Source organism: Verminephrobacter eiseniae EF01-2, assembly GCF_000015565.1.
Taxonomy (GTDB): Bacteria; Pseudomonadota; Gammaproteobacteria; order Burkholderiales; family Burkholderiaceae_C; genus Acidovorax; species Acidovorax eiseniae.
Genome location: NC_008786.1, coordinates 4,866,254 through 4,891,219 on the forward strand (window position 1 = coordinate 4,866,254; position 24,966 = coordinate 4,891,219).

Annotated in this window: 17 protein-coding genes; 10 read left to right on the top strand and 7 right to left on the bottom strand. The window is 68.0% G+C overall.

The window, feature by feature from the left end; all coding sequences use genetic code 11:
* Positions 1 to 47 precede the first annotated feature (47 nt).
* From VEIS_RS21360 to rfbF, 6 genes are read right to left on the bottom strand one after another with little or no spacing between them, the layout of a single operon-like run.
* The gene (locus VEIS_RS21360; protein WP_011812103.1) at positions 48 to 965 is read right to left on the bottom strand and encodes an NAD-dependent epimerase/dehydratase family protein; all 918 of its coding nucleotides are present in this window, start codon (positions 963 to 965) and stop codon (positions 48 to 50) included.
* Positions 962 to 1,459, bottom strand: a complete 498-nt coding sequence (locus VEIS_RS21365) for an acyltransferase (RefSeq protein ID WP_041950257.1) — start codon at positions 1,457 to 1,459, stop codon at positions 962 to 964. The genes VEIS_RS21360 and VEIS_RS21365 overlap by 4 nt, the downstream gene beginning before the upstream one ends.
* Positions 1,460 to 2,776, bottom strand: a complete 1,317-nt coding sequence (locus VEIS_RS21370; protein WP_011812105.1) for a class I SAM-dependent methyltransferase — start codon at positions 2,774 to 2,776, stop codon at positions 1,460 to 1,462.
* Complete coding sequence (locus tag VEIS_RS21375; RefSeq protein ID WP_011812106.1) at positions 2,773 to 3,429, bottom strand: dTDP-4-dehydrorhamnose 3,5-epimerase family protein; 657 nt, start codon at positions 3,427 to 3,429, stop codon at positions 2,773 to 2,775. Before VEIS_RS21375 ends, VEIS_RS21370 begins: the two co-directional genes overlap by 4 nt.
* Positions 3,426 to 4,511, bottom strand: a complete 1,086-nt coding sequence (gene rfbG, locus VEIS_RS21380) for a CDP-glucose 4,6-dehydratase (protein ID WP_011812107.1) — start codon at positions 4,509 to 4,511, stop codon at positions 3,426 to 3,428. The genes VEIS_RS21375 and rfbG overlap by 4 nt, the downstream gene beginning before the upstream one ends.
* Before the next feature lie 14 nt (positions 4,512 to 4,525).
* Positions 4,526 to 5,296 (bottom strand): glucose-1-phosphate cytidylyltransferase, encoded by a 771-nt coding sequence (rfbF, locus tag VEIS_RS21385; protein ID WP_011812108.1) that lies wholly within the window; start codon positions 5,294 to 5,296, stop codon positions 4,526 to 4,528.
* Between the two features lie 260 nt (positions 5,297 to 5,556).
* On the opposite strand from rfbF, the gene motA reads away from it, so the two are divergent.
* The 10 genes from motA (at position 5,557) to VEIS_RS21435 (ending at position 15,808) form a co-directional block, all read left to right on the top strand.
* Complete coding sequence (gene motA / locus VEIS_RS21390) at positions 5,557 to 6,417, top strand: flagellar motor stator protein MotA (RefSeq protein WP_011812109.1); 861 nt, start codon at positions 5,557 to 5,559, stop codon at positions 6,415 to 6,417.
* Entirely contained in the window at positions 6,414 to 7,397 is a 984-nt protein-coding gene (motB, locus tag VEIS_RS21395) for a flagellar motor protein MotB (protein WP_011812110.1), read from the top strand. The genes motA and motB overlap by 4 nt, the downstream gene beginning before the upstream one ends.
* Before the next feature lie 55 nt (positions 7,398 to 7,452).
* Positions 7,453 to 7,839 carry a chemotaxis response regulator CheY gene (gene cheY, locus VEIS_RS21400; protein ID WP_011812111.1) on the top strand — a complete coding sequence of 129 codons (387 nt, stop codon included), beginning with the start codon at positions 7,453 to 7,455 and terminating at the stop codon, positions 7,837 to 7,839.
* A gap of 4 nt (positions 7,840 to 7,843) precedes the next feature.
* Positions 7,844 to 8,467, top strand: a complete 624-nt coding sequence (locus VEIS_RS21405) for a protein phosphatase CheZ (RefSeq protein ID WP_011812112.1) — start codon at positions 7,844 to 7,846, stop codon at positions 8,465 to 8,467.
* A gap of 184 nt (positions 8,468 to 8,651) precedes the next feature.
* Positions 8,652 to 9,662 carry a BMP family protein gene (locus VEIS_RS21410; protein ID WP_041950258.1) on the top strand — a complete coding sequence of 337 codons (1,011 nt, stop codon included), beginning with the start codon at positions 8,652 to 8,654 and terminating at the stop codon, positions 9,660 to 9,662.
* Between the two features lie 17 nt (positions 9,663 to 9,679).
* Complete coding sequence (locus VEIS_RS21415; protein WP_011812114.1) at positions 9,680 to 10,651, top strand: 5'-methylthioadenosine/S-adenosylhomocysteine nucleosidase; 972 nt, start codon at positions 9,680 to 9,682, stop codon at positions 10,649 to 10,651.
* Positions 10,648 to 12,351 (top strand): ABC transporter ATP-binding protein, encoded by a 1,704-nt coding sequence (locus VEIS_RS21420; protein WP_011812115.1) that lies wholly within the window; start codon positions 10,648 to 10,650, stop codon positions 12,349 to 12,351. Before VEIS_RS21415 ends, VEIS_RS21420 begins: the two co-directional genes overlap by 4 nt.
* Positions 12,348 to 13,427, top strand: coding sequence for an ABC transporter permease (locus VEIS_RS21425; RefSeq protein ID WP_011812116.1), 1,080 nt, complete (start codon positions 12,348 to 12,350; stop codon positions 13,425 to 13,427). The genes VEIS_RS21420 and VEIS_RS21425 overlap by 4 nt, the downstream gene beginning before the upstream one ends.
* A gap of 6 nt (positions 13,428 to 13,433) precedes the next feature.
* A complete protein-coding gene (locus tag VEIS_RS21430; RefSeq protein WP_011812117.1) occupies positions 13,434 to 14,351 on the top strand; it encodes an ABC transporter permease in 918 nt (305 codons plus the stop codon).
* A 182-nt stretch (positions 14,352 to 14,533) separates the two neighbouring features.
* A complete protein-coding gene (locus tag VEIS_RS21435; RefSeq protein WP_011812118.1) occupies positions 14,534 to 15,808 on the top strand; it encodes an amidohydrolase family protein in 1,275 nt (424 codons plus the stop codon).
* A gap of 398 nt (positions 15,809 to 16,206) precedes the next feature.
* Here VEIS_RS21435 and VEIS_RS21440 read toward each other — a convergent pair whose 3' ends face one another.
* A complete protein-coding gene (locus VEIS_RS21440) occupies positions 16,207 to 24,597 on the bottom strand; it encodes a SwmB domain-containing protein (RefSeq protein WP_011812119.1) in 8,391 nt (2,796 codons plus the stop codon).
* Positions 24,598 to 24,966 lie beyond the last annotated feature (369 nt).

Below are 24,966 nucleotides of genomic sequence, written 5' to 3' on the forward strand. Positions count from 1 at the left end.
CCGCCGCCGGCCGAGGCACCTGCATCGGCCACCGATGCGTCGGCCCGTCATCGGGAACCTGCCTTTGCGGCGCCGACGAAAGCGGCAGCCGGCACAGCCGGCACAGAGGGCACAGAGGGCACAGAGGGCGCGGCGGGCATGGATGGCGCCAGGGGCGCGGCGGGCGCAGGCGCGGCCACGAACAAATCGTCACTGAACACCGGGCGTGGCCGCCAACCCCATTCGGCGCGCAGCCGGTGCACCGCAATCGGCGCGAACTGCTGCAACGGGGCGTCCTCGGGCCAGTGCACCGTGCAGCCGGTGCGCTGTTGCAGCCAGGCCAGCCACTGGGCATGGCTGGTCTGCAAGCCGCTGGCGACGTTGTAGACCGTGGCGCGGCCCGTCAGCGCGATCTGCGGCAACCAGTCGAGCAGGTCGGCCAGATGCAGGTAGTCCTTGACCGAGCGCGGGTCGCTGCGCAACTGCACATGGCCTTGGCGCGCCTGCTGCACCAGGCTGGCCAGCAGGTTGCCCGATGCCGCGTCCATGCCCGGCCCGACCACGTTCGATAGCCGCGCCACGCGCACGCCGGCCCGCCCGCTGGCGTGGCACAGTGCTTCGCCGCAGAGCTTGGACAGGTTGTACAGGCCACACGGCTGGCCCGGCAGCAACGCCAGCGGCGCGTCCTCGTCGGTGCGCCCGGCCCCCTGGTAGACCCGCGTCGAGGACAGGTACAGCAGCGAGTCGAACCGAGCGCGCCGCAGCAGTTCGGCCAGCAGCCCGACATGGGCCGCCACGGTGTCGAACGGGCGCGTGCGGAAGTCGCCCGTCAGGCCCACGCAGTACAGCACATGGCCGAGCGGCCGGGTCAGCACCTCGGCCGCGCCGCGCGCCGGCGCCCACACGCTGTGCCCGAGCGCGCGCAGATGCGGCACCAGATGGCTGCCGATATAGCCCGATGCGCCCAGCACGGTAAAGCCGCTCACCGCCGCTGCCCCAGCACGCGCAGCGCGGTGGCCGACTGGGCGGCGTACACGGTGTAGGCGCGCAGTTCGCCGTGCACGATGGCGCCGGCCCCGAGCACGCAGCCCTGGCGCAGCACGGCGCCGTCGAGCAGCACGCAGTGGGCGCCGATCCACACATCGTCCTCGATCACGATGCCGCCCCGGCTGGGCGCAAAGCCTTGCGCGCGGATCAGCCGCCCGCGCTCGGCATAGGCGTGGTTGACCGGCGCCAGCGTGCACTGGGCCGCCAGCGCGACATGGTTGCCGATGCGGATGCCATGGCCGGTGTACAGCACGCAGCCGGCGTTGATGACCACATGCTCGCCCAGCAGCAAATCGCCGCTGCCGCCTGCGGGCTTGACCTTGACGAAGCTGTCGATCACCGAATGCGCGCCGACCACGATGCGGCTGCCGCGCACCGAATCTTCGATGTCGGCCAGCGGCGAAACCCGGGCCGTGGCGTGGATGCTGATCACTCAAAACCGCTCCAGCCGGGGCACGGCCACCACGAACTGCCCGCCCCAGCGGCGCACACCAGCGAGTTGGCGCGCCAGTTCCTCGCGCAGGTTCCAGGGCAGGAGCAGCACCCGCTGCGGGCGCCGGGCTTGCAGGTGCGCCGGATCGACCACCGGGATGCGGCTGCCGGGCAGAAAGCGCCCCTGCTTGGCCGGGTTGCCGTCGGCCACATAGGGCAGCAGGTCCGGGCGCACGCCGGCATAGTTGAGCAGCGTATTGCCCTTGGCCGCCGCGCCATAGGCGCCAACGCTGATGCCGGCGGCCTGGCAGTGCAGCAAAAAGCCCAACAGCTCGCTTTTGACCCGCACCGCCTGCGCCTGGAAGGCGCGGTAAAAATCCGGCCCGCACAGCCCCGCCTGCCGCTCGCCGGCCAGCAGCCGGGCCACGCGCTCGGCGCCCTGCGCGCTGGCCTGGGGGTGGCCGACGGCATCGGCGCGCGCCGCCAACAGCCGCAGACTGCCGCCATGCGTGGGCAGTTCCTGCACGTCGAGCAGCGCCAGGCCATTGGCGGCCAGGATGCGCGCTGCGGCGGTCAGCGAAAGATAGGAGTAATGCTCGTGGTACGCGGTGTCGAACTGGCAGCCCTGCACCATGCGCAGCAGGTGCGCAAACTCGAAGCTGGCCAGGCCCTGCGGCTTGAGCAGCCAGGCGCAGCCGGCAACGAAGTCATCGATGTCGGGCACATGCGCGAGCACGTTGTTGGCCACCAGCAGGTCGGCCTGCCGGCCGGCGGCGGCCAGTTCTTGCGCCAGCGCCAGGCCAAAAAAGCGCTCGACCACGGTCAGGCCGCGCGAGCGCGCCGCCGCCGCCGTGCTGGCCGTCGGCTCCACGCCGTAGCAGGGGATGCCCGCCGCCTGCACGTATTGCAGCAGGTAGCCGTCGTTGGCGCCGACCTCGACCACGCAACTGTGCGCCGTCAGCCCCAGGCGCTCGCGCAGCGTTTGCACCAGGCGCTGCGCGTGGCCCAGCCAGGAGGTGGAAAACGCGCTGAAGTAGGCGTAGTCCCCGGTGAACAGGGCTTCGCGCCCGACCGGGTCTTGCGTCTGCACCAGCCAGCAGCACTCGCACACCAGCAGGCGCAGCGGGAACCAGGCTTGCGGCAGGCGCAGCCCGTCCTGGCTCAGGAAGGCGTTGGACGGCGGGGCGCTGCCCAGGTCGAGAAACGGCAGTTGCAGCGGGCTGCCGCAGTGGCGGCATCGGGGCCGGGCGGCGCTCGCTGGAGCACCTTCGCCTGCGGCGACGGTGTGCGCGCCTTCGGGCGGCCGGGCGGCGCTCACAGGCACAGCCCCTGAAAGTCTGGTGTCAGCCAGGCCTGGCCCGCGTCACGCGGCGAGATGCGGCCCGCAGGCAGCGGCCAGCCAATCGCCAGCCGAGGCTCCAGCGGGTGCAGCCCGGCCTGCGCCGCCGGCGCATGGGCGCACCAGTGGCAGTACAGCAGTTCGGCGTCATCGGTCAGTGCCTGAAAGCCATGGGCAAAGCCCGGCGGGATCAGCAGCGCGCAGCCGTTGTCGGCCGACAGGCATTCGGCGTGCCAGTGCAAAAAGGTCGGCGAGCCTTGGCGCAGGTCCAGCGCCACATCCCAGACCGCGCCGCGCAGGCAACTGACCAGTTTGCCTTCGGCATGTGGCGGGCGCTGGTAGTGCAGGCCACGCAGCGTGCCGCGCAGCGCGGTGTGGCTGTGGTTGATCTGTGCGATCTGCGCCGGGGGCGCCAGCCAGGCGGTCGGTCCATGGGGCGGCCCATTGCCCGCCGCGCCGGGCGCCGCGCCAGCCACTCCAGCAGCCCCGTCGGGCATCCCGTCGAGCATCCCGTCGCGCAGTTCCTGCGCGCAAAACAGGCGCGCGAAGGCTCCGCGCTCGTCCACCAGCGGCTGGCGCTGCACGCGCAGCAGACCGGCCAGTGGCAGCGTGCTCAGGCGCAGGCGGCTCATCGCGGCGTCTGCCCTGCTGGCGCGGCCTGCCCGGCCTCCCAGGCGTCGATGTCGGCCAGGCACAGCGCGCGTGCATCGGCGCCGCCTTGCTGCTGGCGGTACCAGTGCAGGGTGCGCTGCAAAGCCTCGGCCAAGGCCCAGTGCGCGCTCACGCCCAGCGCCTGGCGGGCATGGGCGGTCTCCAGCGCCAGGGCATCCACCTCGGGCCCCGGGTCAGCCTCATTTCCATAGTCGATGGCGCATGCAGGGCCATCGCCGGCGGCCGATTCGATCAGATTGCCGACACTGACCGCCGCCTGCGGCAGCGGGCCGAAGTTGTAGGCCCCGGCCAGCGCCGGCTGCTCCCACAGGCGCTGTGCCAGGCGCAGATAGGCCGCCAGCGCTTCGAGCACATGCTGCCAGGGGCGGGTGGCCTGCCGGCGGCGGATGCGCAGGGGCTGCCCCTGGCTCCAGGCGCGCATCGCGTCGGGCAGCAGCCGGTCTTGCGCCCAGTCGCCACCGCCGATCACATTGCCGGCCCGGGCCGTGGCCACGGCCACGCCCTGCGCGGCCAGGAACGAGTCGCGGTAGCTGGCGGTCGCCAGTTCGGCGGCGGCCTTGCTCGCGCCATAGGGGTCGCTCGCGCCCAGCGCGTCGTCTTCCCGGTACGGGTAGGCCCAGGCACGGTGGCGGTAGACCTTGTCGGTGGTCACCACCACGGCCACGCGCAGATCGGCCTGGCCGCGCAGCGCGTCGAGCAGATGGACCGTGCCCATGACGTTGGTGGCAAAGGTTTGCAGCGGCGCTGCGTGGCCGGCCCGCACCAGGGCCTGGGCGGCCAGGTGCAGCACCAGTTCGGGCCGCGCGGCGCGCACGCGCCGTGCCAGGGCCGGGGCGTTGCGCAGGTCGCAAAAATGGCTGTCCAGGCCCGACCCGACCCGGGCCAGGTGAAACAGGTTGGGCGCGCCCGCAGGCGGCAGCGCAATGGCGCTGACCCGGGCGCCGAGGCGTTGCAGCCACAGCGCCAGCCAGGCGCCCTTGAAGCCGGTGTGGCCGGTCAGCAGCACGCGCTTGCCGCGCCAGAAGCCGGGGTCGGGGCGCATGTCCGGCCGGCCCTCTACCAGCATTTCCATGGCGCCCGGCCCGAGCGCCACAGCTGTTCGAGCAGATTCTTCTCGCGCAGCGTGTCCATCGGCTGCCAAAAGCCCCGGTGCTCGAACGCGCGCAGTTGGTCGCTGCCGGCCAGCCGGGCCATCGGCTCTTGCTCCCAACTGCTGGCGTCACCGTCGATCCGGGCGATCACCTCGGGCTGGAGCACGAAGAAGCCGCCATTGATCCAGCCGCCGTCGCCGCGCGGTTTTTCTTCAAACCCGGTCACGGCCGCGCCTGCGCGCCGCAGCGCGCCGAACCGGCCCGGCGGCTGCACCGCAGTCACCGTGGCCTGGCGCCCATGGGCGCGGTGAAAGGCGAGCTGGGCGCCCATGTCCAGGTCGGCCAGGCCGTCGCCATAGGTAAAGCAAAAGGGCTCGTCCGCCGGCAGGTATTGCTGCACGCGGCGCAGGCGCCCGCCGGTCAGCGTGTGCTCGCCGGTGTCCACCAGCGTCACGCACCAAGGCTCGGCGTGGCGCTGGTGCACTTGCATGCGGTTGTGGGCCAGATCGAAGCTCACGTCGGACATGTGCAGGAAGTAGTTGGCAAAGTACTCCTTGATCAGATAGCCCCGGTGGCCCAGGCAGATGATGAAGTCGTTCACGCCATGGGCGGCGTAGAGCTTCATGATGTGCCAAAGGATCGGCCGGCCTCCGATCTCGATCATCGGCTTGGGGGTCAGGTGCGACTCTGGCGCGATGCGGGTTCCCAGCCCGCCCGCGAGCAGTACGGCTTTCATGCCCGCAGCATAAGCGCCGCCGGCGCGCGCCCAAAGGCGCTGTCATGGGGCAAACAGGGGCCAAATCCGGCAATCGGCGACCGGCGACCGGCATCCCGGCGCCTGGGCGGGCGCCGGGCGGTTAGCAGCATTTACCGGATAAGCCCCGTTTTGACGCCCTTGTCGCGGCCTTGGGCGCCTGGCGATCCCGATACAGTCATTTCAAGGTCGAGCGCATTGACCACTGGCCTGCCCTCCTTCGTTTTTGCTGCCTGCCCCACATGTACGTCTGCATCGGCTACCTCCTCTGCCTGGGCTGCATCTTCGGCGCGTACATCTTGCATGGCGGCAATATCGGCGTGATCCTGAAGGCCTTGCCATACGAGCTCGTCATCATTGGCGGCGGCGCCCTGGGCGCCTTCGTGGTGAACAACCAGGGCAAGGTGATCAAGGCCACGCTGCGGGCGATACCGAGTGCGTTCCCTGCGTCCAGATACACCAAGGAGCGCTACATGGAACTGATGGCAATGCTCCATGAGTTGCTGCAAAAAATCCGCCGGGAGGGGCTGCTGAAGATCGAAAAGGATGTCGACGATCCCCAGGGATCGCCGATCTTCAGCAAATACCCCACGGTGGGCCGCGACCCGCGTGTGATCGAGTTCATGACCGACTACCTGCGCATGATGGTCTCGGGCAACCTGAACGCGCACGAAATCGAGGCCCTGATGGACAGCGAAATCGACACCTACCACCAGGAATCCCATGCCCCGGTGGCGGCGCTGGCCCGGCTGGCCGGCGCCTTGCCCGCGTTCGGCATCGTCGCCGCCGTGCTCGGCGTGGTCAACACCATGAGCGCCATGGGCCAGCCGCCGGCGGTGCTCGGCGCGATGATCGGCTCGGCGCTGCTCGGCACCTTCCTGGGCATCTTGCTCGCCTATGGCGTGGTCGAGCCGTTTGGCGGTCTGCTCGAGCAAAGGGCCGACGATGCCGGCAAAGAGCTGCAATGCATCAAGTCCACGCTGCTGGCCAGCATGCAGGGCTACAACCCGGCCACGGCCATAGAGTTCGGCCGCAAGGTGCTTTTCAGCAGCGTGCGCCCGGGCTTTCTGGAACTGGAAAAGCATGTGAAGGAGCGCAAATGACTGCGCCGGTTGCCGTCACGGCAGAAAAGAAACTCCAGCCCATCATCGTCCGGCGCGTGCACAGGGCCGCGCCTGCCGGGCATATGGGCACCTGGAAAATCGCCTATGCCGATTTCGTCACGGCCATGATGGCGTTCTTTCTGCTGCTGTGGCTGCTGGGCTCGACCGCCAAGGGCGATCTGCAAGAGATTGCCGCCTACTTCGCCGCGCCGCTGGGCGCGTCGATGGTCGGCACGGACGGCGCGGGCCGCAGTTCCAGCGTGATTCCCGCAGGGGGCGAAGACCTGACGAAGGCGCTCGGCCAGAGCCGGCGCTCGGGCGCGCAGGCATCCGGGCAGCGGCGCATCGGCCTGGACGCCGAGTACGCGCGCCAGGACCGCCAGCGCATCGAGGCCCTGCGGGCCAAGTTCGATGCGCTGATGGCCAGCAACCCGCGGCTGAACGAATACCGCTCGCAAATCCGCATCCGCATCACGCCCGACGGCCTGCAGATACAGATCATCGACGAACAAAACCGCCCGATGTTCGACAGCGGCAGCGCGCGCGTGCTGCCGCATATGCGCGACATACTGCACGCCATCGGCGCAGCGCTCGGCGGCGTGAAAAACCGCATCAGCCTGGCCGGCCATACCGACGCCGTGCCCTATGGCAAATACGGCCCGCACGACGAGCCGGGCTACAGCAACTGGGAACTATCGGCCGACCGCGCCAATGCCTCGCGCCGCGAACTGGTCTCGGCCGGGATGCCGGACGACCAACTCGGCCGCGTGGTGGGCCTGGCGGCCAGCGATCCGCTGGCGCCTGACGACCCGCTCGCGCCGGCCAACCGGCGCATCTCCATCACGGTGCTGACCCACGAGGCCGAAGAGCGGCTGATGGCCCGGGAACTGCCCGCGATCACGGCGACGCAACTGCTGCATGACGCCCAGGCCAGGCCGGCCCTGCACCCCGAGCCGCCCCGCCCCGCCCCGAGCCGGTAGCCGTTACGAATCGACAAGCCTTGCATGCAGCCATCTCCGACCGAAAGGCGACCCTGTGACCACTGACCTTCGTTTTCTGATCGTCGACGACTTTTCCACCATGCGCCGCATCGTGCGCAATCTGCTCAAGGAAAGCGGGTTCACCGACGCCGACGAGGCCGAAGACGGCGTGGTGGCGCTGCACAAGCTGCGCGCCGGCAAGTTCGACTTCGTGGTGGCCGACATCAACATGCCGAACATGAACGGCTTTCAACTGCTGGCCGAGATCAAGAAAGACGGCAAGCTCAAGCACCTGCCGGTGCTGATGGTCACCGCCGAAGCCCGCAAGGAAGACATCGTGGCCGCAGCCCAGGCCGGGGCCGCCGGCTACATCGTCAAACCCTTCACCAAGGCCACGCTCGAAGAAAAAGTGAGCCTGATCCTCAAGAAAGTGGGGTTATGACACCATGAACGACCTCCCGGACGACGACCTGCCGCCGGCCGACGTGCACCAGAAAATCGGCCTGCTGACGCGCCAACTGCACGACGCGCTCAACGAGTTGGGCTATGCCGACAAACTGCGCGACTCGATGCACGAACTGCCCGATGCCCAGAGCCGGCTGTCCTACATCGCCCGCCTGACCGGCGCAGCGGCCGAAAAGGTGCTCAGCCGCGTCGAGCAGGCCAAGGCGCAGCACGGCTACATCGCCACCGAAACGCGCCGCGTGGTGACCGCCCTGGTGCACGACCCGGTCGCCGCCGTGGCCCGGGGCGACATCATGAACTTCCTGTCCGATGTCGAGCGCGTGACCCAGGAAGCGGACATCCACCTGACCGAAATCATGATGGCGCAGGACTTCCATGACCTGACCGGCCAGGTCATCGCCCGCGTGGTGCACCTGGCCGCCACGCTGGAAGCCCAATTGGTGCAGTTGCTGATACAAACTGCCCCGCCGGGTGCGCAAGCGCCCGCCACGGCGCTGCCGCCCCCGGCCCGCCTGCAAGGCCCGGTGGTAGACCCGGGCCACCGCACCGACGTGGTCACCGACCAATCGCAGGTCGACGACCTGCTGGCCAGCCTGGGGTTTTGAAAACCCGGCGCGCCGGCCGGGCGCCGAAGCGGCTCCGCCCAGGGCGGCAGCGGGTCGGCAGCAGGACACCGCAGGACGACCGCAGGACAGCAGCAGGCTGGCGCGCATGCTTATTGCATACTCCTGCGCGGCGGACCTTCCCGGAACCGTTTTTTTCCCCCTCCATCGACGACGCCACACCACCATGACCACTCGCCGCCTCTTGAGCGCCAGCCTGCTGTGCACTGCGCTGGCCTTGTCGATCGCCGCCGGGCCGGCCACGGCGCAGCCCAAGCTGCGGGTGGCGGCGATCTACACGGTGCCTTTCGAGCAGCAGTGGGCCAGCCGCATCCACAAGGCGCTGAAAGCGGCGCAGGCGCGCGGCGAGATCGACTACCGGGCCAGCGAGAATGTCGCCAACGCCGATTACGAGCGCGTGCTGCGCGAGTACGCCACCGGCGGCAACCAGCTCATCGTCGGCGAGGTCTTTGCGGTGGAGGCTGCGGCGCGCAGGGTGGCCAGGGATTTCCCCAAAACGGCGTTTCTGTTCGGCTCCTCGGGCAAGCCGCAGGCGCCCAACTTCAGCGTGTTCGACAACTACATCCAGGAGCCGGCCTATCTGTCGGGCATGGTCGCCGGGGGCATGACCCGATCGAACAAGATCGGCATGGTGGGCGGCTTTCCGATCCCCGAGGTGAACCGCCTGATGCAGGCTTTCATGGCCGGCGCCCGCGAGACCAACCCCAAGGTCGAGTTCACCGTGACTTTCATCAACAGTTGGTTTGACCCGCCCAAGGCCAAGGAGGCCAGCCTGGCGCTGATCGACAAGGGCGCCGACATACTCTATGCCGAGCGCTTCGGCGTGAGCGACGCCGCCCGGGAAAAAGGCAAACTGGCCATCGGCAATGTGCTCGACACGCAGCCGCAATACCCCGACACCGTGGTGACCTCGGCCCTGTGGCATATGGAGCCGAGCATCGACCGGGCCTTGAAACTGCTGCGCGAAGGCCGCTTCAGCGCCGAGGACTACGGCCCGTATTCGATGATGCGGCACAAAGGCTCGGAGCTTGCCCCGCTGGGCACTTTCGCGAACAAGGTGCCCGCCGACCTGAGCGCCAAGGTCCGGGCCAGGCAGGCGGATATCCTGGCCGGCCGGTTTACCGTGAAGATCGACGACAGCCAACCCCAATCCACGGCCGCGACAGCCGCCAAATAAAAGCAAGGAACCCGGCCATGCACCACACCGCGCACGCGCCACGCCCTGGCCTGATCCAACGCAGCATCCGCCGGCTGGGCCTGTGGGCGCTGGCCATGCTCGTCACCGGCTGCGCGTCGGTGCCGCCCGACAAGCAGGCGCTGCGGCTCGATGACCAGCCGCGCATCGCCGTGATCTCGGCCTTTGCGCCCGAACTCGCGCTGCTGCTGGCGCAGTTGCAGCAGCCGGTGTCGCACCGCATCGGCGGCGTGGAGTTCAGCACCGGCCTGTTGGCCGGCAAGCCGGTGGTGCTGTTCCTGTCGGGCATAAGCATGACCAATGCGGCGATGAACACGCAGCGGGTGCTGGACCGCTTCGACATCAGCCACATCATGTTCAGCGGCATCGCCGGCGGCGTGAACCCCGGCCTGCATATCGGCGATGTCAGCGTGCCGGCGCAGTGGGGCCAGTACATGGAATGGCTGATGGCCCGCGAAGGCCCGCCCGGCCAGTACAGCGTGCCGGAATGGATGAAAAGCGAACTGCTGCCCCTGCCGGCCTTCGGCATGATGCACCCGCGTTCGGTGCAAGTGCGCTCGGCCGCCAGCCCGCAGATCAGCCAACAGTTCTGGTTTGCCGCCGATGCCCGGATGCTGGCGCTGGCGCGCAGCCTGCAAGACATCGATCTGGCGCATTGCCACGCCGGCCAATGCCTGCAACGGCGCCCGCGCGTGGTGGTGGGCGGCAACGGCGTATCCGGCCCGGCCTTCGTGGACAACAAGGCGTTTCGCGAATACACGTTCAACACCTTCGAGGCCCAGGTGCTGGACATGGAAACCGCCGCCACCGCGATGGTCGCGCATGGCAACGGCGTGCCTTTCATCGCCTTCCGCTCGCTCAGCGATCTGGCCGGCGGCGGCGCGGGCGACAACGAGATGGCGACCTTCATGCAGTTGGCCGCAGCCAATTCGGCCAAGGTGCTGCTGGCCTTTCTCGCCGCCTGGCAATGACGGCGCCGGGCGCTCCCGTGCTGCGCCTGTGCGGCATCAGCAAGCGCTTTGGCCCGCTGCTGGCCAATGACGACATCAGCCTGGACTTGCAGCGCGGCCAGGTGCTGGCGCTGCTGGGCGAAAACGGCGCGGGCAAATCGACGCTGATGGCGATTTTGTTCGGGCATTACCGGGCCGACGCAGGCCATATCGAGGTCTTTGGCCGGCGCCTGCCGCCGGGCCAGCCGCGCGCGGCGCTGGCGGCGGGCATCGGCATGGTGCACCAGCACTGCACGCTGGCCGACAACCTGACGGTGCTGGACAACCTGATGCTGGGCAGCGAGCCGCTGTGGCAGCCGTTCTCGCGCCACAGCCGGGGGCGTGCCAAGCTGCTGGCCGTGGCGCGGCAGTTTGGCCTGCCGGTGCAGCCCGATGCGCGCGTGGGCAGCCTGTCGGTGGGCGAGCGCCAGCGGGTCGAGATCCTCAAGGCGCTGTACCGGGGCGCGCGCATCCTGATCCTGGACGAGCCCACGGCCATGCTCACACCGCAAGAAAGCCAGGCGCTGTTCGACACGCTGGCGCAGATGGTGGCGCAGGGCCTGGCCATCATCTTCATCAGCCACAAGCTCGCCGAAGTGCTGCGCGTCTCGCACCGCGTGGCCGTGCTGCGCCAGGGCCGGCTGGTCGCCCAAATGCCGGCACAGGGCGCGACGCCGGGCCAGTTGGCGCAGTCGATGGTCGGCCATGCCGGCGCTGGCGCCGATCTGGCCCATCTTGCCGACCTTGCAGATACCGTCGATGCCAGCGCGCGCCGCCGCCCGGCCCTGCGGGTGGGCGCGCCGGTCTGCACGCTGCGCCAGGTCAGCACCGCCCCCGCCGGACGTGCCGGGCGCCATGGCGCCGCCAGTGCGCATGGCGACAGCGCACCCGCCGGGCGCGGGCACCTGCGCCAGGTATCACTGACGCTGCTGGCCGGCGAGATCATGGCCATTGCCGGCGTCTCGGGCAACGGGCAGCGGGCGCTGGCCGATCTGCTGTGCGGCCTGTGCGCGGCCAGCGCCGGCCAGGTGACGCTGCGCGGCGTGCCGCTGCGGGCCAGCCCGGCCTGGGTCGTGCGCCAGGGCGTGGCGCGCATCCCCGAAGACCGCCATGCCGTCGGCCTGGTGGGCGAGTTGCCGGTGTGGGAGAACGCCGTCTCCGAACGCCTGCGCAGCCGCTGGTTCGCCCACCCCTGGTTTCTGGCCTCCTGGGTCAAGCGCCGCACAGCGCACGCACATGCCCGGCGCGTGATCGACACCTTCGACGTGCGCGGCGGCGGGCCCGACGCCCCGGCCCGGTCGCTGTCGGGCGGCAACATGCAAAAGCTGATCCTGGGCCGCGCCCTGCTGCCCGTGCCGGACGGCAGCGCCGCCGCGCCGGCGCCGGGCCTGATCGTCGCGCACCAGCCCTGCTGGGGGCTGGACATTGGCGCGGTGCTGTTCGTGCAGCAGCAACTGCTGGCCGCGCGCGACGCCGGCGCGGCCGTGCTGCTGATCTCCGACGACCTCGATGAAGTGCTGGCGCTGGGCGACCGCGTGGCGGTGCTGCATGACGGGCAGTTGAGCGCGGCGCGGCCGGCGCAGGACTGGACACGCGAGGCGATCGGGCTGGCGATGGCCGGGGCCGGGGCCGGGACCAGTACCGCCGCCACGATGCAGGACGGACACCAGAGGCGGCCATGAGACTGGAAAAACGCCACCCCCACGGCGCCGGCCCGCTGGCCGCCTGCATCGCGGCCAGCGCAGCGCCGCTGGGCGCGCTGCTGTTCACGCTGCTGGTCAGCGGCCTGCTGGTGCTCTGGGCCGGGGCGCCGGTGGGGCGCAGCTACGCGCTGCTGCTGCAAGGCGCGGCCGGCTCGGTGTTTGCGCTGAGCGAAACCCTCACGCGCGCCACGCCGCTGATCCTGACCGGGCTGGCGGCGGCAGTGGCCTTCAAGGCGCGGCTGATGAACATCGGCGCCGAGGGGCAGTTGTATGCCGGCGCGCTGGCCGCCGTGGCCGTGGGCGGCCTGCATGGCGGCACGGGGCTGGCGTGGCCGGCGCCGCTGCTGTTTGCCGCGATGATGCTGGCGGCCGCATTGGCCGGCGCGCTGCTGCTGCTAGGCCCGGCGCTGCTGAAGTCGCACCTGGGCGTGGACGAGGTGGTGACCACGCTGCTGCTGAACTTCGTCATGCTGCTGCTGGTCTCGGCCCTGCTCGACGGCAGCATGAAAGACCCGCTGGCCATGGGCTGGCCGCAGAGCGTGGCGCTGCAAGGCCGTCTGGAACTGTCCCGGCTGCTGCCCCCGACGCGGCTGCACACCGGGCTGCTGTGGGCGCTGGCATTGGCGCTGCTGCTGTGGGCGCTGCTGTGGCGCACGGTGCCGGGGTTCGACATCCGCGCCGCCGGCGCGAACGCGCGCGCCGCCGCCTTTGCCGGCGTGCCGGTCACGCGCACCGTGGTGCTGGTGGCGCTGCTCTCGGGCGGGCTGGCCGGGCTGGCCGGCGCCATCGAAGTGGCAGGCCGCACCGGCTACCTGACGCTGGACATGTCGCCCGGCTACGGCTACGGCGGCATCGTGATTGCGATGCTGGCGGGCCTGCACCCGCTGGGCGTGGCCGCTGCCGGCTGCTTCGTCGCCGGCCTGCTGGTCGGCGCCGACAGCATGGGCCGCGCCGTGGGCGTGCCGACCTATATCGCCGACGTGATCGTCGCCACCGCGCTGCTGGCCGTGCTGGTGGCCAGGCTGCTGACACAGTACCGGGTGCGCTGGCGCTGACGCCCGATGACCGAACTGCTCGACATCTTGCTCAACCCGTCCTTCTGGGGCGCCACGCTGCGCCTGGCCACGCCGCTGATCCTGGGCACCCTGGGCGTGCTGCTGTGCGAGCGCGCCGGGGTGCTGCACCTGGGCGTGGAAGGCATCATGGTGGCCGGGGCCTATACCGGCTGGCTCACGGTGTATGCCGGCCATGGCCTGTGGTCGGGGGTGCTGGCGGCGGCGCTGACGGGCGCGCTGTTCGGGCTGCTGCATGCCTGGCTGACCGTCGGGCTGGCGCTGGCGCAGCATGTCTCGGGCCTGGGCATCACGCTGCTGGCCACGGCGCTGAGTTACTACGGCTACCGCGTCGGCTTTGCCCAGGTGCAGACGCCGCCGACCATCGAGCCTTTTGCGCCGATGCAATGGCTGGGCATCCCGATCATCTCGACGCAAACCCCGCTGACGCTGCTGGCGCTGCTGCTGGTGCCCGGCCTGGCCTGGGTGCTGATGCGCACGCCGCTGGGCCTGGCCCTGCGCATGGTGGGCGAGAACCCGCAGGCGGCCGAAGGCCAGGGCATCCCGGTGGCGCCGCTGCGCACCGGCGCCATCGTCGCCGGCTCGGCGCTGATGGGCGTGGCGGGGGCCTTTCTGACGCTGTCGGCGTTCAATGCCTTCTTCTTTCATATGGTCAACGGGCGCGGCTGGATCTGCGTGGCGCTGGTGGTGTTTGCCTCCTGGCGGCCCGGCAAGGCCCTGCTGGGCGCCCTGCTGTTCGCCTTTTTCGATGCGCTGCAACTGCGGCTGCAACAGGCCGGCGCTGTCTGGCTGCCGTACCAGTTGTATCTGATGCTGCCCTATCTGCTGTCCATCCTGGCGCTGGTGCTGGTGGCGCGCAAGGCGGCGTATCCGCAGGCGCTGATGCAGCCTTACCGCAAGGAATGACGGCGCGCCTTCATTCACCCCCTTCACCTTCACCCCCCCATTCGCCCCATTCGCCCCCTGCCGGCAGCGCGGCCCTGGCGCACGCACAGCGCCAGCGCAGGCCATGAAGAGCGCCCGCCAGTGCCGGCCAAAATCCCCTGCCAAAGCCCGATAGACCCCAAGCCATACCAAAGGCCGCCACCATGCTCGACCTGCTGATCACCCACGCCAGCTTGCCCGACGGGCGCAGCGACATCTCCATCGCCGTGCAGGACGGCCGCATCAGCGCCGTCAGCGCCGGTCTGCAAGCCCCCGCGCATGAGCGCCTGGACGCCGGCGGCCTGCTGGTCAGCCCGCCGTTCGTGGATGCGCATTTCCACCTGGACAGCGCGCTGACCTACGGCCAGCCACGGGTCAACGAGAGCGGCACGCTGCTCGAAGGCATTGCGCTGTGGGGCGAGCTCAAACCCCGGCTCCGGCATGAAAGCATCGTGCAGCGCGCGCTGCAATACTGCGACTGGGCCGTGGCGCGCGGGCTGCTGGCGATTCGCTCGCATGTCGACTGCAGCCACCCCGACCTGCTGCCGGTGCACGCGCTGCTGGAGGTGCGCCAGCGCGTCGCGCCGTATCTGGATTTGCAATTGGTGGCCTTCCCGCAAGACGGCGTGCTGCGCACCCCCGGCGGGCTGGACAACCTCCAGCGCGCGCTGGCGCTGGGCGTGGACGTGGTCGGCGGCATTCCCCACTTCGAGCGCACCAGCGCCCAGGGCAGCGAGAGCATCCGGCTGCTGTGCGGTTTGGCCGCCGCCCAAGGCAAGCGGGTGGACATGCACTGCGACGAGAGCGACGACCCGCAGTCGCGCCATGTCGAAACCCTGGCCTTCGAGACCCGGCGCCTGGGCCTGCATGGCCGGGTGACAGGCTCGCACCTGTGCTCGATGCACAGCATGGACAACTACTACGCGAGCCAACTGATCCCGCTGATGGCCGAGGCGCAACTGGGCGTGGTCGCCAACCCGCTGGTCAACATCACGCTGCAAGGCCGCCACGACAGCTACCCCAAGCGCCGAGGCATGACCCGCGTGCCCGAACTGATGGCCGCCGGCCTGACGGTGGCCTTTGGCCACGACTGCGTGCTCGACCCCTGGTACGGCGGCGGCAGCGGCGACATGCTGGAGGCCGCCCACATGGGCCTGCACATCGCCCAGATGACCAGCCAGAGCGCGATGCGCCAATGCTTTGACGCCATCACCACCCACCCTGCCCGGCTGCTCGGCCTGCAAGACTATGGCCTGGCGCCCGGCTGCCATGCCGACCTGGTGCTGCTGCATGCGCGCACCCCGGCGGAAGCCATCCGCCTGCGCGCAGCGCGCCTGGCGGTCTACCGGCGCGGCAAAAAAATCGCCGGCAGCCCGGCACCGGTGGCCGCGCTGAACCTGCCGGGACGGCCCGGGCAGGTGGATTTTCTGGCGCGTTGAGAACGCCCGGGAACCGGCCTGCGGCAGGTTCGGGCACGGCAGACCGGTTTTGCGCACAAGCCATCGATGTGCCATCACCACCGCGCCGGGACGCCGCGTGCCAGCACGAGCACCAATTACAAGCACCAATTGCAAGCACAAGCGACACTGCAACGGCAAGCGGCATGGCCCCCGCAACAAAGCCAGGCCACAGCGCCCCGCGCATGGTGATCGACCGATGGGGCCGACCGATGGGCCGGTAGCGCATGGCATGCCTGCGCCGCCAGCCATCGATCGGGGCGCCATCGGGCAGCAAGCAGGCCGCCATCGGGCCATCGGGCAGATAGGCCGGCACCGGCCCGGCGGGCACCGCGCTTGCCTGGCAAAGCCAATCACCCCGGCGGGCACCAACGCTGGCGTCAGAACCAGAACCCGCCGTGCCCCGCATCGGGCGCCTGCCCGACGATGGACAGCGACATATGCGCCACTGCAACCTCGGCTTTGACGGTGACCACGCCATCGGGCGTGCCGTCCGCATCGAAATGCGCGCCAGCGGGCAGATGGAAGTCCAGCCTGAGCCGGTCGCCCTCCATCACCATCTTGCCGCCGTAAGGCGCGCTGGCCAGGTTCGTCCAGACACCGGTGCTGCCGTTCTGCACCCAGATGCCGTTGACGCTCAGCACCGCCGGGTCGACATACAGGCTCAGGCTCAAGGGCTGGCTGCTGTCTGCGATGGTCTGCGTCGCATCGAAATGCAGCAGTCCGATGGGCATCTGCATCCCCTGTGGCAGCAGGACCGGGGCATCCTTTTGTGCCAGGCGGGTGATACGTGCATCGCTGTCGGGGCTTACCTTGCCGTCCTGGCTATCGCCCACCAGGGTGACGAAGGTGGCCGGCGCGTCTGCCGGATTGCTGGCGCCGGTGGGGCTGAACGCGATGTGGGTCGAATTCACCGCCGACTGCATGCGGTCCTGAATGCCATCGCCATTGCCATCGCCAATCACCGGGGCTGCGCCATCGGGGCCGGGCAGGCCGGGAACCCGGTCTTCGATGGTGTCGGGCTGGCCGTCCTTGTCGCTGTCCTGCGCTGACGCGCCGGGTGTCGGTGCAACGGGTGTCGGCGGGACGGAGAGGGCCGGCGTGTGGTTATCCACCGCACGGGCCGGAAAGCCGGGCGCGTGGTTCTGGGCAACGTCCTGGATGGCCGCGTTGCCGCTTGTCGGGGCGGCGTAGGCAACGGCCACCGCCTGGCCATTGGCCACGGGGGTGGCCAACGTCAGCGTGACCGTCTTGGCCGCTGCATCCACGGCGACCGTGCGGACGGCGTTGGGTTGCCCATCCACCGATACCGTAAAGTCCCCGGGGGCCGGCTTGTGGGTGTCGTCCAGGTGGTTCGCTTCACTGAAGCTGAGCACCAATTGGTCGCCGTTGACTTGGGGGGCGGCAGCGCCGGTGGTGATCAATGCCGGTGGTGTGGTGTCTGGCGTCTCGCTGTTTACGGCTTGGCCCGTGAAACTGGCCGCGTCGTTGCCGGCGGCGTCTTGCACGACATTGCCGCTGGTCGGCTTGGTGTAACTGACGCTGACCTGCTCGCCGTTATCCACCGGGCGGCTGAGGGTCAGCGTGATGGTCTTGTTTGCCGCATTCACGCTGGCGCTGTCGACGGTGATGGGGGTGCTGCCGGGGCTGGTGCTGGTCACGGTAAAGCCGGCGTCGCCCGTCAGGGCGGCAGGGTCCAGGCTATTGGCTCCGGTGTAGCTGAGCACCAGTTCACGAGCGTTGACCTTGGGGGCGGAAGTGCCGGTGGTGATCAGCGCCAGGGGCGTGGTGTCCGATGTCTCGCTGTTTACGGCTTGGCCCGTGAAGCTGGCCGCGTCGTTGCCGGCTGTGTCCTGCACGACATTGCCACTGGTCGGCTTGGTGTAACTGACGCTGACCTGCTCGCCGTTGTCCACGGGTCGGCTGAGCGTCAGCGTGATGGTCTTGTTTGCCGCATTCACGCTGGCGCTGTCGACGGTGATGGGGGTGCTGCCGGGGCTGGTGCTGGTCACGGTAAAGCCGGCGTCGCCCGTCAGGGCGGCAGGATTCAGGCTATTGGCTCCGCTGTAGCTGAGCACCAGTTCACGACCGTTGACCTTCGGCGCGGAAGTGCCGGTGGTGATCAGCGCCGGGGGCGTGGTGTCCGGTGTCTCGGTGTTTACGGCTTGGCCCGTGAAGCTGGCCGCGTCGTTGCCGGCTGTGTCCTGCACGACATTGCCGCTGGTCGGCTTGGTGTAACTGACGCTGACCTGCTCGCCGTTATCCACCGGGCGGCTGAGGGTCAGCGTGATGGTCTTGTTTGCCGCATTCACGCTGGCGCTGTCGACGGTGATGGGGGTGCTGCCGGGGCTGGTGCTGGTCACGGTAAAACCGGCATTGCCCGTCAGGGCGGCAGGGTCCAGGCTATTGGCTCCGGTGTAGCTGAGCACCAGTTGGGGGCCGTTGACCTTGGGGGCGGAAGTGCCGGTGGTGATCAGCGCCAGGGGCGTGGTGTCCGATGTCTCGCTGTTTACGGCTTGGCCCGTGAAGCTGGCCGCGTCGTTGCCGGCTGTGTCCTGCACGACATTGCCGCTGGTCGGCTTGGTGTAACTGACGCTGACCTGCTCGCCGTTATCCACCGGGCGGCTGAGGGTCAGCGTGATGGTCTTGTTTGCCGCATTCACGCTGGCGCTGTCGACGGTGATGGGGGTGCTGCCGGGGCTGGTGCTGGTCACGGTAAAACCGGCGTTGCCCGTCAGGGCGGCAGGGTTCAGGCTATTGGCTTCTGTGTAGCTGAGCACCAGTTGGGTGCCGTTGACCTTGGGGGCGGCATCGCCGGTGGTGATCAGCGCCGGTGGTGTGGTGTCCGGTGTCTCGTTGTTTACGGACTGGTCTGTGAAGTTGGCCGCGTCGTTGCCGGCGGCATCTTGCACGACATTGCCGGTGGCGGGCTTGGTGTAGCTGACGCTGACCTGCTCCAGGTTTTCCACGGCACGACTGAGCGTCAGCGTGACGGTTTTGTTTGCAGCATTGACGATGGCACCGGTGACGGTGATGGGGGTGCCAGTGACGCTGGTCACGGTAAAACCGGCGCTGCCCGTCAGGGCGGCAGGGTCCAGGCTATTGGCTTCGGTGTAGCTGAGCACCAGTTGGGTGCCGTTGACCTTGGGGGCGGTATTGCCGGTGATGATCAGCACCGGGGGCGTGGTGTCTGGTGTCTTGTTGTTCACGGCCTGGCCCGTGAAGTCGTCCGCTTTGTTGCCGAAGGCGTCTTGCACGACATTGCCGGTGGTGGGCTTGGTGTAGCTGACGCTGACCTGCTCGAGGTTTTCCACGGGTCGGCTGAGGGTCAGCGTGATGGTTTTGTTTGCCGCATTCACGCTGGCGCTGTTGACGGTGATGGGGGTGCTGCCGGGGCTGGTGCTGGTCACGGTAAAACCGGCGTTGCCCGTCAGTGCTGCAGGGTCCAGGGCTTTGACGTCTCCGAGGGAAAACGAGTAGTAGAGGATCAACTCCCGACCGTTGACCACGGGGGCGTCAACGCCGGTGGTGTTCAGCCTGGGGGGCGAGGAGTTGTTGTGTACGGTCACGCCCGTGAAGTTGGCAGCGGCGTTGCCGGCGGCGTCCTGCACGCCATTGCCGGTGGTGGGCTTGGTGTAGCTGACGCTCAACCGCTCGTATCTTTCCGCGGCACGGCTGAGGGTCAGTGTGACGGTCTTGTTTGCCGCATCCACACTGGCGCTGTTGACACTGATGGGGGTGCTGCTGAAGCTGGCGCTGGTCACGGTAAAGCCGCCGCTGCCTACCAGGGCGGTGTCGTCCAAGATGTTGACATCGGTGTAGCGGAGCACCATTTGATTGCCGTCGATGCTCGGAGTGGTAGGGAAGGAGAAGATCAGCACCGGGGGCGTGGTGTCCGGTGTCGCATTGGTCACGGACTGGTCCGTGAAGTTGGCCGCGTCGTTGCCGGCGGCGTCTTGCACGACATTGCCGTTGCCGGGTTTGGCGTAGCTGACGCTGACCTGCTCGAGGTTGTCCACCGGGCGGCTGAGGGTCAGCGTGACGGTCTTGTTTGCCGCATTCACGCTGGCGCTGCTGACGCTGATGGCTGCGCTGTCGGGGCTGGCGCTGGTCACGGTAAAACCGGCGCTGCCCGTCAGGGCGGCAGGGTCCAGGCTATTGGCTTCGGTGTAGCTGAGCACCAGTTCACGACCGTTGACCTTGGGCGCGGCATCGCCGTTGGTGATCAGCGCCGGTGGCGTGGTGTCCGGTGTCTCGTTGTTTACGGTTTCGTCCGTGAAGTTGGCCGCGTCGTTGCCGGCGGCGTCTTGCACGACATTGCCGCTGGTGGGTTTGGTGTAACTGACGCTGACCTGCTCGAGGTTGTCCACCGGGCGGCTGAGGGTCAGCGTGACGGTCTTGTTTGCCGCATTCACGCTGGCGCTGCTGACGCTGATGGCTGCGCTGTCGGGGCTGGCGCTGGTCACGGTAAAGCCGGCGCTGCCAGTCAGGGCGGCAGGGTCCAGGCTATTGGCTTCGGTGTAGCTGAGCACCAGTTCACGAGCGTTGACCTTGGGGGCGAAAGTGCCGGTGATGATCAGCGCCGGGGGCGTGGTGTCTGGTGTCTTGTTGTCCACGGCCCGGCCCGTGAAGTCGTTCGCTTTGTTGCCGAAGGCGTCTTGCACGACATTGCCGGTGGTGGGCTTGGTGTAGCTGACGCCGACCTGCTCCAGGTTTTCCACGGCACGGCTGAGGGTCAGCGTGATGGTCTTGTTTGCCGCATTGACGATGGCACTGATGACGGTGATGGGGGTGCCGGTGACGCTGGTCACGGTAAAGCCGGCGCTGCCAGTCAGGGCGGCAGGGTCCAGGCTATTGGCTTCTAAGTAGTAGCTGAGCACCAGTTCACGACCGTTGACCTTGGGGGCACCAGGGCCACCGACGATCAGACTGGGGGGCCGCGGGGGGTTGTTGTGTACGGTCACGACCGTGAAGTTGGCAGCGGCGTTGCCGGCGGCGTCCTGCACGCCATTGCCGGTGGTGGGCTTGGTGTAGCCGACGCTCACAGACTCGCGGTTTTCCACGGCACGGCTGAGGGTCAGTGTGACGGTCTTGTTTGCCGCATCCACGCTGGCGCTGTTGACACTGATGGGGGTGATGCTGAAGCTGGCGCTGGACACGGCAAAGCCGCCGCTGCCTGCCAGGGCGGCAGGGTCCAAGCTATTGGCTTCGGTATAGCTGAGCACTATTTGATTGCCGTTGACCTTGGGCGCGGAAGTGCCGGTGGTGATCAGCACCGGGGGCGTAGTGTCCGGTGTCTCGTTGTTTACGGTCTGGTCCGTGAAGTCAATAGCGTCGTTGCCGGCGGCGTCCTGTACGACATTGCCGGTGGCGGGCTTGGTGTAGCTGACACTGACCTGCTCCAGGTTTTCCACGGCACGGCTGAGGGTCAGCGTGACGGTCTTGTTTGCCGCATTCACGCTGGCGCTGCTGACGCTGATGGCTGCGCTGCCGCGGCTGGCGCTGGTCACGGTAAAGCCGGCGCTGCCAGTCAGGGCGGCAGGGTCCAGGCTATTGGCTTCGGTGTAGCTGAGCACCAGTTGGGTGCCGTTGACCTTGGGGGTGGCATCGCCGCTGGTGATCAGCGCCGGTGGCGTGGTGTCCGGTGTCTCGTTGTTTACGGTCTGGCCCGTGAAGTTGGCCGCGTCGTTGCCGGCGGCGTCTTGCACGACATTGCCGCTGGTCGGTTTGGCGTAGCTGACGCTGACCTGCTCGCCGTTGGCCACGGGTCGGCTGAGCGTCAGCGTGATGGTCTTGTTTGCCGCATTCACGCTGGCGCTGTCGACGGTGATGGGGGTGCTGCCGGGGCTGGCGCTGGTCACGGTAAAGCCGGCGCTGCCAGTCAGGGTGGCAGGGTCCAGGCTATTGGCTTCGGTGTAGCTGAGCACCAGTTGGGTGCCGTTGACCTTGGGGGCGGCATCGCCGCTGGTGATCAGCGCCGGTGGCGTGGTGTCTGGTGTCTCGTTGTTTACGGTTTCGTCCGTGAAGTTGGCCGCGTCGTTGCCGGCGGCGTCTTGCACGACATTGCCGCTGGTGGGCTTGGTGTAACTGACGCTGACCTGCTCGAGGTTGTCTACCGGGCGGCTGAGGGTCAGCGTGACGGTCTTGTTTGCTGCATTGACGCTGGCGCCGTTGACGGTGATGGGGGTGCTGCCGGGGCTGGCGCTGGTCACGGTAAAGCCAGCGCTGCCAGTCAGGGCGGCAGGGTCCAGGCTATTGGCTTCGGTGTAGCTGAGCACCAGTTGGGTGCCGTTGACCTTGGGGACGAAAGTGCCGGTGGTGATCAGCACCGGGGGCGTGGTGTCTGGTGTCTCGTTGTTTACGGTGTGGCCCGTGAAGTTGGCCGCGTCGTTGCCGGCGGCGTCTTGCACGACATTGCCGCTGGTCGGTTTGGTGTAACTGACGCTGACCTGCTCGCCGTTGGCCACGGGTCGGCTGAGCGTCAGCGTGACGGTTTTGTTTGCCGCATTCACGCTGGCGCTGTTGACGCTGATGGGGGTGCTGTCGGGGCTGGCGCTGGTCACGGTAAAGCCGGCGCTGCCCGTCAGGGCGGTAGGGTCCAGGCTATTGGCTTCGGTGTAGCTGAGCACCAGTTGGGTGCCGTTGACCTTGGGGGCGGAAGTGCTGGTGATGATCAGCACCGGTGGCGTGGTGTCCGGTGTCTCGTTGTTTACGGTTTCGTCCGTGAAGTTGGCAGCGTCGTTGCCGGCGGCGTCTTGCACGACATTGCCGCTGGTGGGCTTGGTGTAGCTGACGCTGACCTGCTCGAGGTTTTCCACGGCACGGCTGAGGGTCAGCGTGACGGTCTTGTTTGCTGCATTGACGCTGGCGCCGTTGACGGTGATGGGGGTGCTGCCGGGGCTGGCGCTGGTCACGGTAAAGCCGGCGTTGCCAGGCAGGGCGGTAGGGTCCAGGCTATTGGCTTCGGTGTAGCTGAGCACCAGTTGGGTGCCGTTGACCTTGGGGACGAAAGTGCCGGTGGTGATCAGCACCGGGGGCGTGGTGTCTGGTGTCTCGTTGTTTACGGTGTGGCCCGTGAAACTGGCAGCGTCGTTGCCGGCGGCGTCTTGCACGACATTGCCGCTGGTCGGTTTGGTGTAACTGACGCTGACCTGCTCGCCGTTGTCCACGGGGCGGCTGAGCGTCAGCGTGATGGTCTTGTTTGCTGCATTCACGCTGGCCCTGCTGACGCTGATGGCTGCGCTGTCGGGGCTGGCGCTGGTCACGGTAAAGCCGGCGTTGCCAGGCAGGGCGGCAGGGTCCAGGCTATTGGCTTCGGTGTAGCTGAGCACCAATTGCGTGCCGTTGACCTTGGGGACGGAAGTGCCGGTGGTGATCAGCACCGGGGGCGTGGTGTCCGGTGTCTCGTTGTTCACGGCTTGGCCCGTAAAGCTGGCAGCGGCGTTGCCGGCGGCGTCTTTCACGACATTGCCGCTGGTGGGCTTGGTGTAGCTGACGCTGACTTGCTCGCCGTTGTCCACGGGTCGGCTGAGCGTCAGCGTGACGGTCTTGTTTGCCGCATTCACGCTGGCGCCGTTGACGCTGATGGCTGCGCTGCCGGGGCTGGCGCTGGTCACGGTAAAGCCGGCGCTGCCAGGCAGGGCGGTGTCGTCCAAGATGTTGACATCGGTGTAGCTGAGCACCATTCGATCGCCGTTGACATTCGGGGCGGTAGCGCTGGTGATCAGCACCGGGGGCGTGGTGTCGGCGGTGTTGATCACGGACTGGCCCGTGAAGATGGCCGCTTTGTTGCCGGCGGCGTCTTGCACGACTTTGAAGGAGGAGCTGGGGGGCATGGCGTAGCTGATGCTCACCTGCTCGCCGTTGCCCACCGCACGGTTGAGGGTCAGCGTGACGGTTTTGCTTGCCGCATCGACGCTGGCTCTGTTGACGTTGATGGGGGCGCCAGTGGCGCTGGTCACGGTAAAGCCGCCGCTGCCCATGAGGACTCCAGAGTCCAGGCTGTTGGCTTCGTCGTAGCTGAGCAGCAATTGGTTGCCGCTGACCTTCGGGGCGTCAGCGCCTCTGGTGATCAGCACCGGGGGCGTGGTGTCTGGTGTGTTGTTGATCACGGCCTGGTCCGTGAAGTTGGCAGCGACGTGGCCCGTCTTGTCTTGCACGCCATTGCCGTTGTCGGGCTTGGTGTAGCTGACGCGCACCTGCTCAAGGTTGGCCACGGCACGGCTGAGGGTCAGCGTGATGGTCTTGTTTGCTGCATTCACGCTGGCGCTGTTGACGCTGATGGCTGCGCTGCCGAGGCTGGCGCTGCTCACGGTAAAGCCGGCGTTGGTCGTCAACGAGGCGGTATCGTCCAGGCCAGCGCCTCCGACGTAGCTGAGCACCATTTGGTTGTCAGTGACCTTGGGGGCGGCAGGTCCGTCGGGGATCAGCGTCGGCGTCAACGGCGCCGGGGCCACAGTGAAGCCAGCGGTTCTGACGAAGGTGTTACCGATCTCGGTGCCTCTGACGTTGTGCACCTTGGACAGTTCCACTCTGATGAAGTGGGTGACGCTAATTTCGTGGGCCGCAGGCGTGTAAGTGGCGGTCCAGATTTTGAGTTCAGACTTGGACTTGTACGTGGGCTCACCCACCTTGCCAATGGAGGCTTTGATGGCGCCAGGATCGAAATAGAGGACATCCTGATCGAATGTCATGGTGAGGGTGACGGGTACACCAGCGGTGAGTTGGTAACTGGACAGCGTGGCGTTGAGGACACTATTGGTGGTGGCCATGGTGCTTGTCTGGACGCATCCCGTGTGTCAGTGCCCATCGGCCGCGCTACGGCGCAGCAGAACCCCGGATCGATGGCGACTGCGCAAGCACTGGCGGCGTTCCAGTCCTTTCCCTGTGTTGGTTGTCGTTTCGTGCGCCGGCCCGGCGTGGGCTGGCGCACGCTCCCTCCATGGTTACTTGCGCTCAGGGGCCAGTGGCGCCCGGATCGTTCGTACCTCCCTGACCAGTGACCGGGCTGTGGCGCATGTCCCGCCGTGGCGGGTGGAAAGCGGGTCGGCCCAGTCGCTTGGTATGCGGATTGTTGCGATGAAAAACCGTCTGCGGAGCCGCCGTCACAAAGCAGCACAGCTGTTGCTTTGCAGCAGGTT

Bases quoted from the DNA above. Each gene is read 5' to 3' on its own strand.
- VEIS_RS21375 (WP_011812106.1), bottom strand. From the start codon at position 3,429: ATGAGCCGCCTGCGCCTGAGCACGCTGCCACTGGCCGGTCTGCTGCGC.
- rfbG (WP_011812107.1), bottom strand. From the start codon at position 4,511: ATGCGCCCCGACCCCGGCTTCTGGCGCGGCAAGCGCGTGCTGCTGACC.
- rfbF (WP_011812108.1), bottom strand. From the start codon at position 5,296: ATGAAAGCCGTACTGCTCGCGGGCGGGCTGGGAACCCGCATCGCGCCA.
- motA (WP_011812109.1), top strand. From the start codon at position 5,557: ATGTACGTCTGCATCGGCTACCTCCTCTGCCTGGGCTGCATCTTCGGC.
- motB (WP_011812110.1), top strand. From the start codon at position 6,414: ATGACTGCGCCGGTTGCCGTCACGGCAGAAAAGAAACTCCAGCCCATC.
- VEIS_RS21405 (WP_011812112.1), top strand. From the start codon at position 7,844: ATGAACGACCTCCCGGACGACGACCTGCCGCCGGCCGACGTGCACCAG.
- VEIS_RS21410 (WP_041950258.1), top strand. From the start codon at position 8,652: ATGACCACTCGCCGCCTCTTGAGCGCCAGCCTGCTGTGCACTGCGCTG.
- VEIS_RS21415 (WP_011812114.1), top strand. From the start codon at position 9,680: ATGCACCACACCGCGCACGCGCCACGCCCTGGCCTGATCCAACGCAGC.
- VEIS_RS21420 (WP_011812115.1), top strand. From the start codon at position 10,648: ATGACGGCGCCGGGCGCTCCCGTGCTGCGCCTGTGCGGCATCAGCAAG.
- VEIS_RS21425 (WP_011812116.1), top strand. From the start codon at position 12,348: ATGAGACTGGAAAAACGCCACCCCCACGGCGCCGGCCCGCTGGCCGCC.
- VEIS_RS21430 (WP_011812117.1), top strand. From the start codon at position 13,434: ATGACCGAACTGCTCGACATCTTGCTCAACCCGTCCTTCTGGGGCGCC.
- VEIS_RS21435 (WP_011812118.1), top strand. From the start codon at position 14,534: ATGCTCGACCTGCTGATCACCCACGCCAGCTTGCCCGACGGGCGCAGC.
- VEIS_RS21440 (WP_011812119.1), bottom strand. From the start codon at position 24,597: ATGGCCACCACCAATAGTGTCCTCAACGCCACGCTGTCCAGTTACCAA.